Source organism: Dyadobacter beijingensis DSM 21582 (assembly GCF_000382205.1).
Lineage (GTDB): Bacteria > Bacteroidota > Bacteroidia > Cytophagales > Spirosomataceae > Dyadobacter > Dyadobacter beijingensis.
On the sequence record NZ_KB907793.1, the window covers coordinates 53,884 to 69,950 of the forward strand.

Here is a 16,067-nt window from a genome sequence, read left to right on the forward strand (position 1 = left end):
TTTTATTTTGTTGATTTTTGATATTCGACTAGTTCGCTTAAAATCGTGTCTACATGCGAGGCATCTGCCAGAAGCATCTCTTCGGTGAACAATCTGAATTGCTCATTGTCGGCACGTTTGGTTTTTCCGGTAGCTTCTGCATATTTGTTTGCAGCGAATGCGGTGGCGACTTTTCCAAACATTCCGAAATACTCGCTGTACGAAGATTTCTCATCGTACTTTTCCAACATTGTCGTTAATACATTCAATTTCTCTTCACGCGAAAACCGGGAAATGATTGGCTTTTGCGCTAGTATCAGTTCTATGGCACAAAAATCAAATGTGTACGCGCCCTTGTTTTTGGTATTATTGATGTTAGCTATCTCTTCGGTTAAATAATAGCCGTAAATCACTTTGTGAGCATCATCTCTGCGCATGAGTTCGGTAAGCCCATTGAAAACATCAATGATTCCCTGAATGCCTCGATAAGGACTATTTGAAGCCGTATATTGCCTGAGTAGAGGATATTGTAAACAGACATCCCAAAGCTCCTTTGTTGACAAATTAGCCAGCACATCGCTGGGAATGTTGCAAGCATCGATCATCTCAGCCGTGGACTTGAAGTTTTTCCACTCTGCGGTCCCTGGTAGAATAGGGTACTTGTATTTCAATGCATCCTGTCCGATACTTTGAAAGATATTGACCAAAAAAATCAGAACGAATAGCGTAATTCTGACATGTAACTTTTTTCTCATACTGAAATAGATTATAGGTTATAAGGTTGGAATAATTTACAAGGCAATAAGAGTATGAGAGGCACATAGTGCATGCCTGCATACTGTTTGAAAATAAATGAATGAGTGGGTGCCTTGAAGGTTTCTGAATACGGACATAGGTAAATAGCGCACCATCAATTGACGATGGGACATCATGTACATATTCTCAGAATGGGGTGCTAATCGTTGTGAATTTATGTCTAATTGGTTACAAATCAAATTTTTGTTGCAAAATATTGTGAAATAATATGAATTTAATGAGTCGGCGGGCTTTTCGAGCCTGCATTCCTTCGATTTTGGCAGTATGAATGATTTTGAATTACAAAGTGGTGCTACCTCATTGTTCGATCGTTTGATGTCTTGGCCCCTTATTAGTTGGACACTTCTTCAAGCGCAGTTAAGTGTTTTTTGTTGCCCCGGTCATTATCGGTGCCTTATTTGCGTCAGGCTCAATTATTTTTTTCCCGTCAAATGACCGGGAATTACGATATCCTATTGGGGGCGGTGGCAACCCAGAGTCCTTCTTTCTTGGCGCGCCGCATGCCGTGGAAGACATTGAACGCGCGACGGTCATTCTCCACTTCGGGCGCAGCTAAATAGAAAGCAAGCATGATCTTGTTTTCTGGAATTCGGATATCAAGTGGTTGTTCGATAGCCTGTGGTTCAATACCAGCTTTGCGAAGTATGCTGATCATCTGATAAGCATCACCAACATTTCGACTAAACCGGTCCCATGTAGTAAATAAAACTTGATCAACCCGAAGCCTTTTGTTTTCCTTTAGTCGGGCAAGTAGCATTTGCCACTTTGGCCGCAAGAATGTTTTTGCCGAATGGTCCTCGAGGATCACTTCGGCAACTTCCAGGGAATTGTATTTACACCAATTTCACAACCTTTCCTCTTGATCTCGCTGAGAATAGCCTTTTTCTGCCTGTTCATCAGTGCTTACCCTGACATATAGAATAGCTCTGAACATGGTATTGATTATTTTGTTGACGAATTTTGCTTCGGACCAGAAGCCTTACGAAAATACTGATTAATAGCCAATGTAACCAGGTGTTGCATCGATTCCAGCATCTTTTCTGCTTGCTCGATTATTATCTCTTCGCCAATATCTTTCAGGTGTTTGACGATACTCACGACTTGCTCATTGTTAGGTTCACTTCGTTTCTCCATTTCCTCGCTCTTTTCTCCAAGCCTTAATATAGGTCTGTGAAAACGGGGAACAAGCACCCTTTCGATTTTCGAATGGGTCGACGCGGAGATGAACGTTCGCAAGAATAGCTTTCGTCATTCGCCCTTTGCATGTGGAGCACAAGATGTGGAGTGTCCTACCCCGCAACGGAACAAATGTCGAACTGGTTGCTTGATGATTTAAAATCAATATCGAAGCTAACAGTTTGAAAATGAGAATAATACACTTGTGACGGCAATGGATGAGAGTACGCTAATACAGTGGCTAAAACGAACTATAGCTGCTTTCCCATTACTGTGACGCTTTGAGAGCCGAAGGCACTTTTTCAGATAAGGAATTTTTCGATCGACGCATTAAAGGTAGGTGGTCGACGACACGTTATTTTTCAATCATGTTAACGATGTCATAAATTAAGGCATTTCATCAGAAATAAGAATTTCCTTTAAATCTTGATTTGAAAGTGGTTTAGCATAGAGCTTCTTAATGACGGCCTCCGGCCTAATCAATGCACAATTTGGAGGCGAAAAAAACTTCACGATTACATGGGCCCGATCAGCTCCACAAATGTTCCGTCCGGATCCTGGACCAGTACGAAGTGTGAATCTTTTGTCAGAGGCGTAGGTGTGTTGCCCAGGAAAGTCACGTTTTGCTCCTTTAGCCTGTCAATGATGGGCTGTAAAGATTTGACCTGAATGGTGATATACTGCAGACCAGTATCGTCCTGAATGAATTTTGGCTTTGGATGACCTGCCTTTTTGCCAAAACTCATCAGTTTCCAATCTGTGCTTTCGGGGCTGTTTTCGAGTTTAAGAATGTTTACGTCGACCGCTTCACCACCTGTTAAACCGCCTCGTTTACCGAATTCTGCATTGATTGTGAAATTACCGGTTTTGACCATGCCGATCCCTTTTATGTAGAAATCCAACGAGCGTTGCATGTCTGCTACCACGACGCCGACTCCGATGGATTTACTTGTAAAATCGGATTGTGCGTGAACGAGACGGCCAGAGAGGAGTGTAGCAAGGATTAACAGATTCTTGAAAGTGGACATGCTTATAAATTATTTTTTTGAAAATAGGATCACTGCCGCATCTGGATTTTCTATGAAGAGGCTAAAAACAATTATTATGAAGGGTAGTAGCACTCAATGTTTACTTGACTGCCAGTAAGTCGACCATTTCAAGGACCGGATCAACTGCAAGCAGGTCCGGCGCATTTGCCATCAATGCTTTGGCGATCCCGCCTCCCAAATGTGCCGCCCTGCCTTCCTGAGTTTCGAATGTATCGAAAATTCCGAATGTGGAAGGACCTATTTGCAGGGCAAACCAGTTGATGGTACCTGCTTCCTCCATCGCCAAAGGCAAGGCACCCTTGAGAAAGTCCGCGACGTCTTGTTCTTTACCTGGCTTAGCTTCAAGCCTTGCCAGAATTGCCAATTTTACCATAACTGTTTGATTAGTTTAAATGAAATGAAGTCAATACATCCTTGTGATGGGATGGTATTAAAGTCAAGCGTTAATCTTTGAGATTATACTGCTGCTATTGGTTCAGAAGCAAAAATATCCGGTGCGGTACTTCTGAAACCAGCCTTTACGCCTTATATCCTGCTAATTACTCACCGGTTAGTTGCAGGGCTACCCCAAAGTCACGAAATGAGTGTTCCACATTCGAGCATTTTATAAGAAGGCCGGCAGACGGCGCCTATGACTTGATCGGTTCCATTGATGCTTCTGAAATGCTTTTTTTAAAAGTGCTTCATGGAAAAAATCACTACTTGTAACTTATCGACGACTACATCGACGAGCACGACTTATTGTTTGAAGGGTGCCGCAGACTTCTCAACGAAAGTCAAAGTTCTAAATAAGGCTTGATACCAGCGGAACTGCATTGAAATTTAGGTGGAGAACGTGATGAGGCGTGTGAGGGATACTGCTTTGCTGGGCGCGGAGTTCAATGGTTAATCCAGTGCCTTTGTTCTGTTCAGGATAATGCTTTTAATAAATGGGCGATTTTTATCACCCCATTCGTTCATCTGCCTTAAAATAGGCATCAGTGTTTCTCCGCGCTCGGTAAGGCTATATTCGACCTTAGGTGGTAGCTGGTGATAAATTTTCTTTTCAATCATTTCGAATTCTTCCAGTTCCTTCAACTGCAGATTTAAAACCCGTTTGGTTGACGTTGGGATTTCGCGGTGTAACTGGCTCGGGCGATTTATACCTACCGATATAGCAAGTAACAAATTTGGTTTCCATTTGCCGCCCAGGATTTCTCTTGTCATCGCCAAGCCGCATTCGAGTGGCAGGGGTATTTTCTTTTCGTACATTTTCTTTTTGTCTTGAGTACAAAAGTAAGCATAGATTCAGGACAGGCATATAGGGGACAAAATTATCCCCGGAGGAATATTTTCCCTCTTATTGTCTGCCTTGTTTACTGATGTCAACTTTGTAAGCAAAACACCAGTGAAAAAATTGGAAAATAGGGATTTATTCTCGGAATATTCACTCACGCAGTCAGATGCTTGCGTCGATAAAAAGGGATACCCGGAGTCTCACATCAAAACAAAGAAATATGAATCGTTCAAAAATAAGAGTGGGAATTGTTGGCCTGCAAGCGGGCAGGGGGTGGGCTGCCATCGCGCATCTGCCTGCTCTTAGTCAATTGGCTGACCAATATGAAATGATGGGTGTCGTGAATTCCACTCTGGTGAGTTCGCGCGCTGCTGCCGAAGCCTGCGGGGTTCCACTGGCTTTCGGAAGCATTGAAGAAATGGCTTCATCGGACGAAGTGGATCTGATTGTTGTAACAGTCAGGGTCCCATTGCACTATGATGCCGTCAAGACCATACTTTCGCATGGAAAGCATGTTTATTGCGAGTGGCCGCTTGGCCGCACCCTGGCGGAAGCAGAAGAATTAGCGGCAATGGCACGTCGAAGATCACTCGTTGCTATTGCAGGAACGCAAGCCCGCGTTTCTGTGGCCTTCCGTAAAGTGGCCGATTTGATTAACAACGATACTATCGGCTCCATTCTGTCGAGCAGCATACGGGGATGGGCAATTCCCTGGGGGGATACGATCAACGACACAAAAAATGAGGAATATTTACGAAAAGAACGGAATGGCGCCGATCTGTTGACAATTCCGTTCGCTCATACGCTGGCAGCAGCCTGTGATATGTTAGGAGACATCAGGCACTTGTCCGCAGCAGTACATACCCGATATCCAAAAGTTAAAGCCCTTGACACAGGCAAGTTTATAGATGCTGACGCCCCCGATTTCATTTCAGTAATTGCAAGCCTGAGTAACGGTGCCCCGCTTTCAATCAATTTCCAGGGTGGTCATCCGGTGAATGGTGATGCTTTCATTTGGGAAATAGAAGGGTCAAGGGGAAAAATTGTCCTAACGGCCCAAACCGGGCACACCCAGATGGCGGATTTTACAATCAGCCGTTATACTCCGTCAAGCCAGCAGCCGGAGCTGATCAAAGCCACCGATGCAGACGACGTCTTTGGACCCCATACTAACGTCAGAGCAATGTACAATAGAATCGCTAGCGATATTTTACACGGAACTAGCTCAGCCCCTTCCTTTGACGATGCCGTGATCTTGCACAAATTGATTGAGGACATTCGTCTTTCTTCCATCCAAAGGCAATGGGTAACTCCGTCAACCCGTAGCAGAATTCTGACTGATGTAGAATGACAACGATATATCTGATTAGCCTACCCACAATTTTTGCTTCTTTGCTGTAAAGTGAAGATGAGGGCTTATAGAAACGATAACCCAGCTTTTCTCTTTTGAAATCAAGTGCACATTCAGGATTTTGATTCCACAATGAGTTGCTTCTACGCACCCGGTGATGAACCTACTGGTTCTTCAATTAGTGCCCAACCCGAACGTTTTTAAGATTCGATAGTGAGGGATCAAATAAAGTTGCGGGCTTTGCTTAACACGAACTTCCAGAAAAACTATTACCAAAGCTCTGGGATTATTTTTGCAAGTGCATTTTATCCCAGATCCAATGTCAAAAGAATTGATATCGCATCCTGTCGCCAATTTTGTCAAAGTGCGGGGAGCCACAAGCACGCGCTCCTCAGTGGGCAGTGTCACAGCGATTTCAAATCTGATCAGGATGCTGTATTCGAGGGCGGGAGATTATCCGGCCGGCCAGTCGATCGTATATGCAGAATCGTTTTTACCAAATACCCCGGAAGGCGCCTGTCCGGAATGCCATGGCCTGGGGGTTGCCTATGAAGTGACAGAGCATTCGATGGTACCCGATGATTCACGCTCGATCAGGGAAAAAGCCACTGTATGTTCCGATGACGACTCCCATTTATGTGTTAGCTGTAATAACATTTCTGGTGCTTTTGCGGCTCACAAAAGCCGATAGGTTGGCTAGCGTGATTCTGGCCGCATTAATTGCACATACATGCCGTTAGCAGGCCTGCTTTCCAGCATCTGATATAAGGTCGGCAGATTTTCGTGAAACATGTTGACGCCTCTTTCGAAGGCTACATATTCAAAAATGAGCATGAAAGCAGCCAGGCCAGGCCCAGCCATCTTGATGAACAAAAATAGCATGTCTTTCCAAAGGATTCGAAGTGCGATTTGACGTAGGATTGCAACCTACCCGTCTCCTTTCAAGATGTGTTAGGATTTGTTGTAACTTAGGCGTTCCAACCTTTGGATCATTGATTACGATAGTGTCTTGGCGGGCCCATACTAAGCTTTTGTCGAAGACCGGCGTACGAATTCGGACACGTGCGGTGCAAAGTCTTCGCTATGGCTTAGCAAATAAGTGGCCTATACGATCAACCGGGCTCTTAAATGCGTTGCAAAATTGTGGGACAGACAGTTTGGCCGCTGGAGAACTTTGGTAGTAATGTGGAATGATTCAAGCCTAAACCAAGATAACAGATGATCGATTTTACAGGAAAGAATATATTGGTCGTTGGAGGAAGTTCGGGAATCGGTTTTTCGCTGGCCCAATCGCTGCATCAAAACAATGCGTCTGTTTACAGTGTCTCCCGGAGCTTATCAACCAGCTTAGCGAGTAGTGTCAGGCAGTTGCAGGCGGACGTCACAGGTGATCTTGATGGAATCACCGCATTTTTGCCCGAACAATTGCATGGCCTGGTTTACTCAGTAGGCAGTATCAACCTGAAACCTTTTGGCAGACTTTCGGCCGATGACTTTCTAATCGATTACCAGCTCAGCGTTTTGGGTGCGGTCAAAGTTATCCAGCATTCGCTCAAACAATTAAAAAACGCGTCAGGGGCCTCAATCGTGCTAATCAGTTCGGTAGCTGTCAGGACGGGTATGCCTTATCACGCTAGTATTTCGGCGGCAAAAGGGGCAGTTGAAGGTATGGCTCTATCACTTGCCGCTGAATTGGCATCACAGAAGATCAGGGTCAATGTCGTTGCGCCATCGCTGACAGAGACGCCTATGGCACAAAGCTTGCTAAATTCACCTGAAAAGCGCGAGGCGTCGGCTAAGCGGCATCCCCTTGCAAGGTTTGGGCAGCCGGCCGATATCAGTGGCGCGATCGCCTTTTTATTGTCGGACCAAAGTAGCTGGATGACTGGACAGGTTATTGGCGTTGATGGCGGCATGGGAAATTTGAAAAAAGTTTGACATGGAAAATATAGATAGCAAAAAAATTGCTGGACTGGAAAAGCATTACCGGATAAACCTCATAAACAGTGCCGTAGGTTACAAGTCGCTTAACCTGCTGGGGACAATCGCGGCCAATGGCGCTTCGAACCTGTGCGTGATCAGTTCCGCGTTCCACCTGGGCGCCAATCCCCCGCTAGTGGGCTTTGTCATGCGCCCGGAGCGTTCGCACAATGATACCCTGCGAAATATAAAAGCCACGGGCCAATTTACGCTCAACAATGTTTTGCCCGAATTCTATAAACAGGCGCACCAAACAAGTGCTAGCTATCCGTCCGGAGTTTCCGAATTCGAGCTGTGTGGGTTTGACCGCCATTTTGTCAACAGCTTTACAGCACCTTTTGTGGACCAATCTTCCGTCAAGATTGGTTTGGAGCTTCGTCAAATCATCGAAATTCCTCTGAATGGCACTACCATTGTGATCGGCGAAATTGTTAAGATTTTGACGGCAGATGGGCTTATCGGCCAGGACGGGACAATCGACCACGGAAAAGCAAATACGATGACCGTTGCCGGACTAGACGCCTATTTTCTCCCCCAAGCAGTGGCAAGGCTTTCTTATGCGAAACCAGACACTAGTCCTCACGAGATTTTTCAGGCCGATGATCCTGCTGGCTAGACAATAGAATTAATAAGTACTTTCTTCACCGATTGCCGGCACGTCAATGATTCCTGGGCTGTATGAGATCCCACAGATTACCGTATAAATCAGTAAAAACGGCCACTGTTCCATATATTTCTTCGGTTGGTTGGCGAACAAACTTAATGCCATTTGCTTCGAAGCGTCTGAAATCACGCCAGAAATCATCTGTATTCAGGAAGAGAAACACCCGCCCCCCTGTTTGATTGCCAATGTGCGTGGCCTGATCCGCAGAAGTAGCTTTGGCTAAAAGCAGCGAACACTCGGCCGCAGCGTTAGGAGCAACCCGCACCCATCGCTTAGTGTTGCTAATGGGTGTGTCTTCAAGCAAAACAAAACCGAGTTTTTTGACATAAAATGCGATTGCGTCGTCATAATCTTCAACAATTACACTGACCAGAGCGATATTCATATTCACAGGTTGTTTGATCGGAGTTAACAAAAAGATCGCCCAATAGTGCGGCTGGACCTCAGACCGCCTAGAATTTCTTAGTCGATCTTGCTTATACTCTTAAAAAGCAGATCTGTTAAAAAACTGACAACAAAAGTGCGATCATCCCCTGTTTTATTGTCAGTAAGTCTTGGTAGATACCGGCAAAAAAACTGTTGGTAATGAGAGGTTTCGATCAATGTGCTGCTTAATGATCTAGGGTAAGGGTAGGAGGGGTTGTAATCGGTGATCACCTGAGCAATTCTGCCACATAGGTCCTTGTAGGGTTTAAAAACCTCGAACTTGTTGATCTCCTTTACTTCCTTAACCAGATAAACCTTGCTGCTTTCACTGATAATGATCTGGTTCAGAAATTTTACATTATAGTTTAGTGCCCCCGCGCTCTGAGGCAATTCCTGAGTGAGTAGCTCGATAATTACATGCAGCTTTTGCGCAGGATCGGCCACGTTCTGTAAGTTAAACATTACCAGAAATTCCATGTAGCTCCAATACCAGTTCAGGATGTAGAGCAGCAGCCGGTGTTTGTTCTCAAAGTACCGGTAAACCGTCGCTTCCGTCGTATTTACGTGGATCGCCAATTTCTTGAATGTAAAATGCTCGAAGCCAAGTTCGTAGATCAGCTCTATTGCACTCTTAACAAGCTGTTTGCCTACCTCGCTACTTTCGGGGTCTTTCAGGAAAACCTTCCCATTTAAATGAAAACTAACATGAAAATCCATACGCAACCAATTGTCACGCTAAAATAGCAAAATGCGTATCAGTAATAGTGAATGTACCCGAAAAAAAATTTTTGCTACATTATAAAATAGTAATACTATTATCTTGGTTAGTGATGTTATATTTGCATGGACCCAATTAAGAATTATGAAAAAGGTAAACCCCTTTAAGCGACTATGGGATTTGATATTACTTGACCGGTCGGACATCATAGCGGTGTATTTCTATGCAATGCTAAGCGGCTTGGTCAATTTGAGTCTACCCCTAGGAATTCAGGCAATCATCGGGTTTGTGCTAGGGGCCTCCATGGTCACTTCCATTTATGTACTGATAACCCTTGTCGTTGCTGGCGTGGTGGTGGTAGGACTCATGCAGATCAACCAGATGAGGATCATCGAAAAGATCCAGCAGAAAATCTTCACCCGCTACGCCTTCGAGTTCGCCGACAAAATACCGCGGTTCGACCTCATTAAAACAGACAAGTTTTATCTGCCCGAAAAAGTCAACCGATTTTTCGACGTTCTGAATGTGCAGAAAGGGCTGTCAAAACTATTGCTTGACGTACCTGCGGCGAGCATTCAGATTATTTTCGGCCTTATCCTGCTGGCGCTTTACCACCCGTTTTTTATCGTATTCGGTCTGACATTGATCTTCATGCTTACCCTGATCTTTCGCATGACTGGCGCCAATGGCCTTAAGACCTCTCTTGAGGAAAGTGTCCATAAATACAAAACCGTGGCATGGTTGCAGGAAATGGCCAGGGTAATCAATCCGTTCAAGCTCAGCTACGACACGCATTTCAATCTCACCCGCACGGACGTATATGTAGAGCGTTACCTGAATTCCCGGACTGATCATTTTTCGGTGCTGCTATTCCAATACAAAACCCTTGTGTTTACAAAAGTGGCCATCACTACGGCCATGCTGGTCGGCGGTGCATTCCTCTTGCTGCGCCAGCAGCTGAACATCGGTGAATTCATTGCCGCCGAGATCGTTGTACTTGCGGTGATCAATGCGGTGGAGAAACTGATCGTTAACCTGGACAGCGTCTACGACGTGGTAACCGGCCTCGAAAAGCTCGCGTCAGTGACCGAAAACCTCCATGAGCAGGACGGCGCGCTTTCGATGGATGCGGCTGCGAAAGGTGTTGCCGTTGAGCTGCACAACTTTTCGTTTTCATTTCCCGACAACCGGAATATATTCAATGGCATCAATTTGCAGATTCCAGCGGGCAGTTTGGTAGCCATTTCCACCGCTGGCAAGCTGGGTAAATCGACATTTCTCAAAATTCTGGCAGGGCATTACCAGCAGTTTTCGGGCTCGCTGCTGTTCAATAAGGTGCCGCTAAGTAATTACCGGCTGGGTGCGCTAAGGATGAAAATGGGCCTTTATCTCAACCAGCGTGAAGTCTTTCTGGGAACAGTTTGGGATAATATTATCGATGGCCGAAGCCACATTACCTCTCAGGAAATTATCGACCTGGCCGAGCAGAGCGGACTTTCCGGTTTCCTCGATCAGCTCCCCGAAGGATTCCAGACGCAGGTAGCGCCCAATGGGAAGAACCTGCCTGGCCATTATATCAAACGCATTTCGCTGCTCAGGGCATTACTCAACAAACCTTTATTGCTTCTGCTCGAAGACCCGTGGGACGGGCTGGCTGGACATGAAAAGCAGAAGTTGAGGCAATACCTCACCAGCAGGCCCAATAATGCGACAGTCATTGTGGCGGCCAACGATCAGGCTTTTCTGGAAGCGTGCGATTATAAGATTGTGCTTAGCGACGGTACAGCAACTCTAACGGAGAACTTCGACAATGGATCAGGTGAACTATAAAATCCCTTTGAAATCGTTTGACACGATTTACATGCGCGGGCACGAAAGCAAGGTCCGCTATTGGTTCTACGGAATCATGATCATCCTCGTACTAGGGCTTTTTCTGCCCTGGACGCAGAATATCAAGGCGCGCGGCTCGATTACGAGCTTGTACCAGGAGCAGCGTCCGCAGGATATCAACTCCCCGATCCCGGGCCGCATCGCGAAATGGTATGTCAAAGAGGGCGATTTTGTACAGAAAGGCGACACGATCGTCCAGCTGTCGGAGATCAAGGAAGATTACCTTGACCCTAATCTCGTAGACCGCACCCAGCAGCAGGTGGATGCGAAAAAGGGCTCTATCCGGTATTATAAAGGCAAAGCGGCTACTGCTGCTGCTCAGATCCAGGCCCTGGAAGCGTCGAAAAGGATTAAGATCCAGCAGCTGAAAAACAAACTCGGCCAGCTCGACAGCAAACTGGCCAGCGAGCAGGCGGAACTGGAAGCGGCTAATAACGAATTCAATCTGGCCAAAGACCAGTACGAACGCCAGGAAAAAATGCAGCAGGAAGGACTCGTTTCAAAAACTCAGTTGCAGCAGCGCAATGCTGCATTCCGAAACGCCATGGCCAAGCGCGTGACGGCCGAAAACAAGGTGGCGCAGACCAGACAGGAAATCCTGATCACACAGATAGAGCAAAACGGCGTGGAGCAGGATTACACCGAAAAGATCAGCAAGGCTGAGGGGGACCGGTTGCAAAGCCTGAGCAATATCGCTTCGGGGGAGGGCGAAATGGCCAAACTCGAAAACCAGGTCACCAACTACACGATCCGAAACGGCATGTATATTATCACCGCGCCGCAGGACGGGCAGATCGTGCAGGCCAACAAGGCCGGTATCGGCGAAATCCTCAAAGACGGCGAACGTATTACGGTAATCGTACCCACGCGCACGCAATACGCGGTGGAAATGTTTGTACGCCCGGTGGACCTGCCGCTGATCAACGTCGGGCAGAAAGTGCGGTTCATGTTCGACGGCTTCCCCGCGATCATTTTCAGCGGCTGGCCCGAAAACAGTTACGGCACTTTTGGTGGTAAAGTGGTGGCCTATGAGCACACGATCAGTCCGAACGGTCTTTTCAGGGTGCTGGTAGCCGAAGATGCCTCCGACCGCCCGTGGCCGCAGCAGCTGAAACTCGGCACTGGCGCGCAGTCCATTGCATTGCTGAAAGATGTGCCGGTATGGTACGAACTCTGGCGTAATATCAACGGCTTCCCGCCCGACTATTACATGCTCAAAGAGCCGGCCGCAAAAGGTAAAGAAAAATGAAGCGGCAGCCCATGAGAAAGACAGCAATCCAACTCGCATTGGTGGTGGTAACGGCACTCTTCGGACCGGCATTTGCCCAGGATTCTACCCGCACGCTGAGCGGCGTGCAGGTGTTGGAGCTCGTGCGCAAATACCATCCCGTGGCCCGACAGGCGCGCATTCATGTGGATAAGGCCCAGGCCGATCTGCTGGTGGCCCGCGGAGGCTTTGATCCCGTGCTGGGTGCCTACGTCGCCCGCAAGCGGTTTGGCGGCGTGGAATATTATAACCGCACTTCACCCGAAATCGTGATCCCTACCTGGTACGGCATCGAAGTGTACAGCGGGATCGACAACTATACCGGCGAGCGCCTCGACCCGACGATGTCCAAAGGGCAATCCTCGTTCATCGGCGCGAGCATTCCATTGGCCAAAGACCTGCTGATGGACAAGCGGCGCGCTTATTTGAAGCAGGCCAGGATTTTCACCTCTATGGCCGAAACCGAGCAACGGCTGTTTATCAACGACTTGCTCATGGATGCCATGGAAGCCTATTGGGGCTGGGTGAGCAGTTACAATGTCTATCAGGTCATGCGGACCGCCGTGGCCATCAATGCGGAAAGGCTGGGTCTCGTGCGGAAGGCATTCGAAAACGGGGAACGCGCGGCCATCGATACGGTGGAGGCATTGGCGCAGCTGCAAAGTTTCCAGTACCAGGAAACACAGTACCGCATGCAGTTCCGCAACGCCGGTCTGGCGCTTTCCAGCTTCCTGTGGACCGATTCGGGGGCCCCCTATAATCTGCCCGAAACGATTTCCCCGCCCGCCACTTGGGACGATCAGCAGGCATTGAAAGATATGGAGCTGGATTTGAATGCCTTGCTGACGATCGCAGAAAATTCACACCCCGCATTACGCGTGTATGACTACAAGCTGCGGGCGTTGGACGTGGAAAAAAAATTGAAATTTCAGGAATTGTTGCCAAAGGCCGATTTCCGCTACAACCATCTCAGCAAAGGTTACAATGCGTTTTCGAGTATTTCCGAATCCTCTTTCCTGGGAAATAATTACCAGTATGGTTTTAAATTGGAAATACCGCTGCGGCTTTCGGCCGGGCGGGGCGAATACCGGAAAGCCGGCCTGAAAATCATGGAGACCCGCCTGGAACAGGCCCAAAAACAACTTGACCTGCAATTGAAAATCAGGCAGTACCACAATGAATATTCGGTTTTGAAAGAGCAGATAGGCCTGCAATTGCTAAACTATGCCAACTATCGGAAGCTGTTCGAAGCCGAGCAAACGCGGCTTGGCAATGGTGAAAGCTCACTGTTTCTGGTCAATAACCGCGAGAGCAAAGTGCTTGAAGCACAACAAAAGCTCATAGAACTGAAAGCGAAGTTTTTTAAAACGGCCTACGCCGTGCAATGGACGGCGGGCCTGTTAAATTAATGGGCAGCCAGTTCTGTGGGTGTGGCCTAAATACTTCAAAAAATGACTTATTCCGAATCAGTACCAAAGGTAATTTGTCTTGTTTGTTTGCTAAATTTTCTGCCAGCCGGATGCGAATCTGACCTCTCACAAAGAAACCTTAACCGCTATGAAATTCTCTACCATGAAATTTGTCTTTTTGACTCTAACGCTTGTACTTTTTCTTGTAGTCTCAGCCTGTTGCCAGCAGCGCAAGGAAGGTGTTTTGTACCTGAAAGGAGGCTCGGCTATCGTTGGCAGGATCATGCAAGGGTCCGATACTGTGAAAATACAAACCTACGACAGCAGTATTTGGGCATTTCCAAAATCCGAGATTGACAGTGTAGTTTTCCAGAAGGCGACCGACCCGAATGTCAGGTACAGGAAACGCGGATTTGTGCACTATACCGAACTCGGACCGCTGGCAATGAGCAACCGGGCCTCGAATGGTGTGACCACTTCCGCTTTCTCATTTCAAATCACCAACGGTTATAAATTCAATCAATGGATTTATACCGGCTTGGGGGTTGGCGCCGACCTGTACGCGGTCCAGACTTTCGTGCCCTTGGTGGTTAGCTTGCGAGGGGACTTTGTGCAAAAGGGAACCAAAATCCCGTTCTATTTTGCTGAGGCGGGATATGGCTTTAATGCTACCTCAAACGACTTAGACGACGTGCGGTTCGGTGGAGGGGCTACTGGTGCCGCTGGCCTGGGATTGAAAATACTCTTTAATGGCAACACTGGCTTTACCATCGCTATGGGTTACCGCTACCAGCGGTCATCCGTAACCGAGAGCGGTGTGGGCATTACCGAGAACTTTAACCGCCTGACATTGCGCGCCGGCTTTTCATTCTAATCCATCCGTTCAGTGTTTTGTTCCATTCAGGGCTGGGTTCTTCCTATTGACTCTGGGCAAAGAACGAAGATGAGATGTCCTTTGGTTGTTGTGATAGTTACTAAACTCAATTATTTCCAACAAATCTTTCACATCAATGAAAACGCTAAAAACATGGATGCTTGCCTCAATGGTTGTACTCTCGCTTGCATCTTGCAACGATGACGATGACGACAATACAACTGTTCCGCCTGCGGCCGGTGATATCCCCACTGTCGCTTCCGCCGATTCGCAATTTTCTACCTTAGTGGCTGCGCTAACCAAAGCAGAGCTGGTTGCCACCCTGAAAGGCGCGGGGCCATTCACGGTCTTCGCACCGAATAATGCAGCCTTCACGAAGACAGGGATAACAAGTTTGAATAATTTATCAAAAGAAGCACTAACGCCCATTCTCACCTCTCATGTGATCAGCGGGTCAGTAAAGGCGGCTGATGTAAAAAGCGGTGCGGTGAAAACTGTCAACACCAGCAATGATATTTACCTTTCCAAAAATTCCAACGGGGTGTTTATCAACGGCAACATTAAAGTGGTGGCCACCGACGTAACTGCCTCAAACGGCTTAATCCACGTAATCGACAATGTGATTGTTCCGCCAACCAAGTCACTGGTACAGCTGGCGCAGGCCGATACCAATTTCTCCGAGCTGGTTTCCCTTGCATTAGTAGCGGATCCAGCTGTAATCACTGCGTTGTCGTCTGCATCCAGCGGCCTGACGGTATTTGCGCCTACCAATGCTGCATTCCGCGAGCTTTACAAAACGACTCCCAAAGCCACGCTGCTCGCACCAGCGAGCAAAACGTTGCTGACCAGCGTGCTGCTGTACCACGTACTTCCCAACCGTGTGTTTTCGACCGACTTGCCCAATGTGACAGGGCCGGTTGCGACGGCCAACACCAATAGTACACTTACTTTCGATTTGGCTAGCCAACCGAAAGTGGTGGGTAAAACAAGCGGAGCCTCGAATATTACCGCAGCCAACATCCTGGCGACAAACGGGGTAATCCATGTCATCGATAAGGTCTTGATGCCATAAGTTGTATTTAGTCGGCAATGGCAGGTACGGAATCTCGGTGCCTGTCATTGTTCCATCGTTTTTCTATTTGTCGCCACCATGTTCAGCAGTCGGTTCCGGTTTATATTCATTCTCCTGCTA

At 47.3% G+C, this 16,067-nt stretch carries 15 protein-coding genes and 1 pseudogene; 8 read left to right on the top strand and 8 right to left on the bottom strand.

What is annotated here, in order from left to right; translation table 11 throughout:
- Positions 1-2 precede the first annotated feature (2 nt).
- The 6 genes and pseudogenes from H144_RS0129680 to H144_RS0129710 form a co-directional block, all read right to left on the bottom strand.
- Complete coding sequence (locus H144_RS0129680; RefSeq protein ID WP_019945772.1) at positions 3-734, bottom strand: hypothetical protein; 732 nt, start codon at positions 732-734, stop codon at positions 3-5.
- 442 nt (positions 735-1,176) lie between these two features.
- Positions 1,177-1,729: pseudogene (locus H144_RS34135) on the bottom strand (recombinase family protein); the annotation flags it as partial.
- 8 nt (positions 1,730-1,737) lie between these two features.
- Positions 1,738-1,929, bottom strand: a complete 192-nt coding sequence (locus tag H144_RS0129695) for a hypothetical protein (protein ID WP_019945775.1) — start codon at positions 1,927-1,929, stop codon at positions 1,738-1,740.
- 557 nt (positions 1,930-2,486) lie between these two features.
- Positions 2,487-2,999, bottom strand: a complete 513-nt coding sequence (locus tag H144_RS0129700; RefSeq protein WP_019945776.1) for a VOC family protein — start codon at positions 2,997-2,999, stop codon at positions 2,487-2,489.
- A 100-nt stretch (positions 3,000-3,099) separates the two neighbouring features.
- On the bottom strand, positions 3,100-3,393 hold the full coding sequence (locus H144_RS0129705; RefSeq protein ID WP_019945777.1) for a putative quinol monooxygenase: 294 nt from the start codon (positions 3,391-3,393) through the stop codon (positions 3,100-3,102).
- A 512-nt stretch (positions 3,394-3,905) separates the two neighbouring features.
- The gene (locus H144_RS0129710) at positions 3,906-4,271 is read right to left on the bottom strand and encodes a winged helix-turn-helix transcriptional regulator (RefSeq protein WP_019945778.1); all 366 of its coding nucleotides are present in this window, start codon (positions 4,269-4,271) and stop codon (positions 3,906-3,908) included.
- 245 nt (positions 4,272-4,516) lie between these two features.
- Here H144_RS0129710 and H144_RS32855 point away from each other — a divergent pair, with 245 nt between their 5' ends.
- The 3 genes from H144_RS32855 to H144_RS0129730 all read left to right on the top strand — a co-directional run bounded on the left by H144_RS32855 (position 4,517) and on the right by H144_RS0129730 (position 8,243).
- Positions 4,517-5,647: a Gfo/Idh/MocA family protein gene (locus H144_RS32855; RefSeq protein WP_063826435.1), complete on the top strand. Its 1,131-nt coding sequence runs from the start codon at positions 4,517-4,519 to the stop codon at positions 5,645-5,647.
- A 1,218-nt stretch (positions 5,648-6,865) separates the two neighbouring features.
- Positions 6,866-7,585 carry an SDR family NAD(P)-dependent oxidoreductase gene (locus H144_RS0129725; protein WP_019945781.1) on the top strand — a complete coding sequence of 240 codons (720 nt, stop codon included), beginning with the start codon at positions 6,866-6,868 and terminating at the stop codon, positions 7,583-7,585.
- 1 nt (position 7,586) lies between these two features.
- Complete coding sequence (locus H144_RS0129730) at positions 7,587-8,243, top strand: flavin reductase family protein (RefSeq protein ID WP_019945782.1); 657 nt, start codon at positions 7,587-7,589, stop codon at positions 8,241-8,243.
- 43 nt (positions 8,244-8,286) lie between these two features.
- On the opposite strand, the gene H144_RS0129735 is transcribed toward H144_RS0129730, so the two are convergent.
- On the bottom strand, positions 8,287-8,676 hold the full coding sequence (locus H144_RS0129735; RefSeq protein WP_019945783.1) for a VOC family protein: 390 nt from the start codon (positions 8,674-8,676) through the stop codon (positions 8,287-8,289).
- A gap of 77 nt (positions 8,677-8,753) precedes the next feature.
- Positions 8,754-9,434, bottom strand: coding sequence for a TetR/AcrR family transcriptional regulator (locus H144_RS0129740; RefSeq protein WP_019945784.1), 681 nt, complete (start codon positions 9,432-9,434; stop codon positions 8,754-8,756).
- Between the two features lie 250 nt (positions 9,435-9,684).
- Between H144_RS0129740 and H144_RS0129745 the strand changes: the two genes are divergently transcribed.
- From H144_RS0129745 to H144_RS0129765, 5 genes are all read left to right on the top strand, one after another.
- Positions 9,685-11,265 (top strand): ATP-binding cassette domain-containing protein, encoded by a 1,581-nt coding sequence (locus H144_RS0129745; RefSeq protein WP_229208033.1) that lies wholly within the window; start codon positions 9,685-9,687, stop codon positions 11,263-11,265.
- Positions 11,246-12,574 carry an HlyD family secretion protein gene (locus tag H144_RS0129750; RefSeq protein ID WP_019945786.1) on the top strand — a complete coding sequence of 443 codons (1,329 nt, stop codon included), beginning with the start codon at positions 11,246-11,248 and terminating at the stop codon, positions 12,572-12,574. Before H144_RS0129745 ends, H144_RS0129750 begins: the two co-directional genes overlap by 20 nt.
- An 11-nt stretch (positions 12,575-12,585) precedes the next feature.
- Positions 12,586-14,001, top strand: a complete 1,416-nt coding sequence (locus tag H144_RS0129755) for a TolC family protein (RefSeq protein WP_229208034.1) — start codon at positions 12,586-12,588, stop codon at positions 13,999-14,001.
- Positions 14,002-14,149: 148 nt separating this feature from the next.
- A complete protein-coding gene (locus tag H144_RS0129760; protein ID WP_063826433.1) occupies positions 14,150-14,875 on the top strand; it encodes a hypothetical protein in 726 nt (241 codons plus the stop codon).
- Positions 14,876-15,011: 136 nt separating this feature from the next.
- Positions 15,012-15,947 carry a fasciclin domain-containing protein gene (locus H144_RS0129765; protein ID WP_019945789.1) on the top strand — a complete coding sequence of 312 codons (936 nt, stop codon included), beginning with the start codon at positions 15,012-15,014 and terminating at the stop codon, positions 15,945-15,947.
- Positions 15,948-16,067 lie beyond the last annotated feature (120 nt).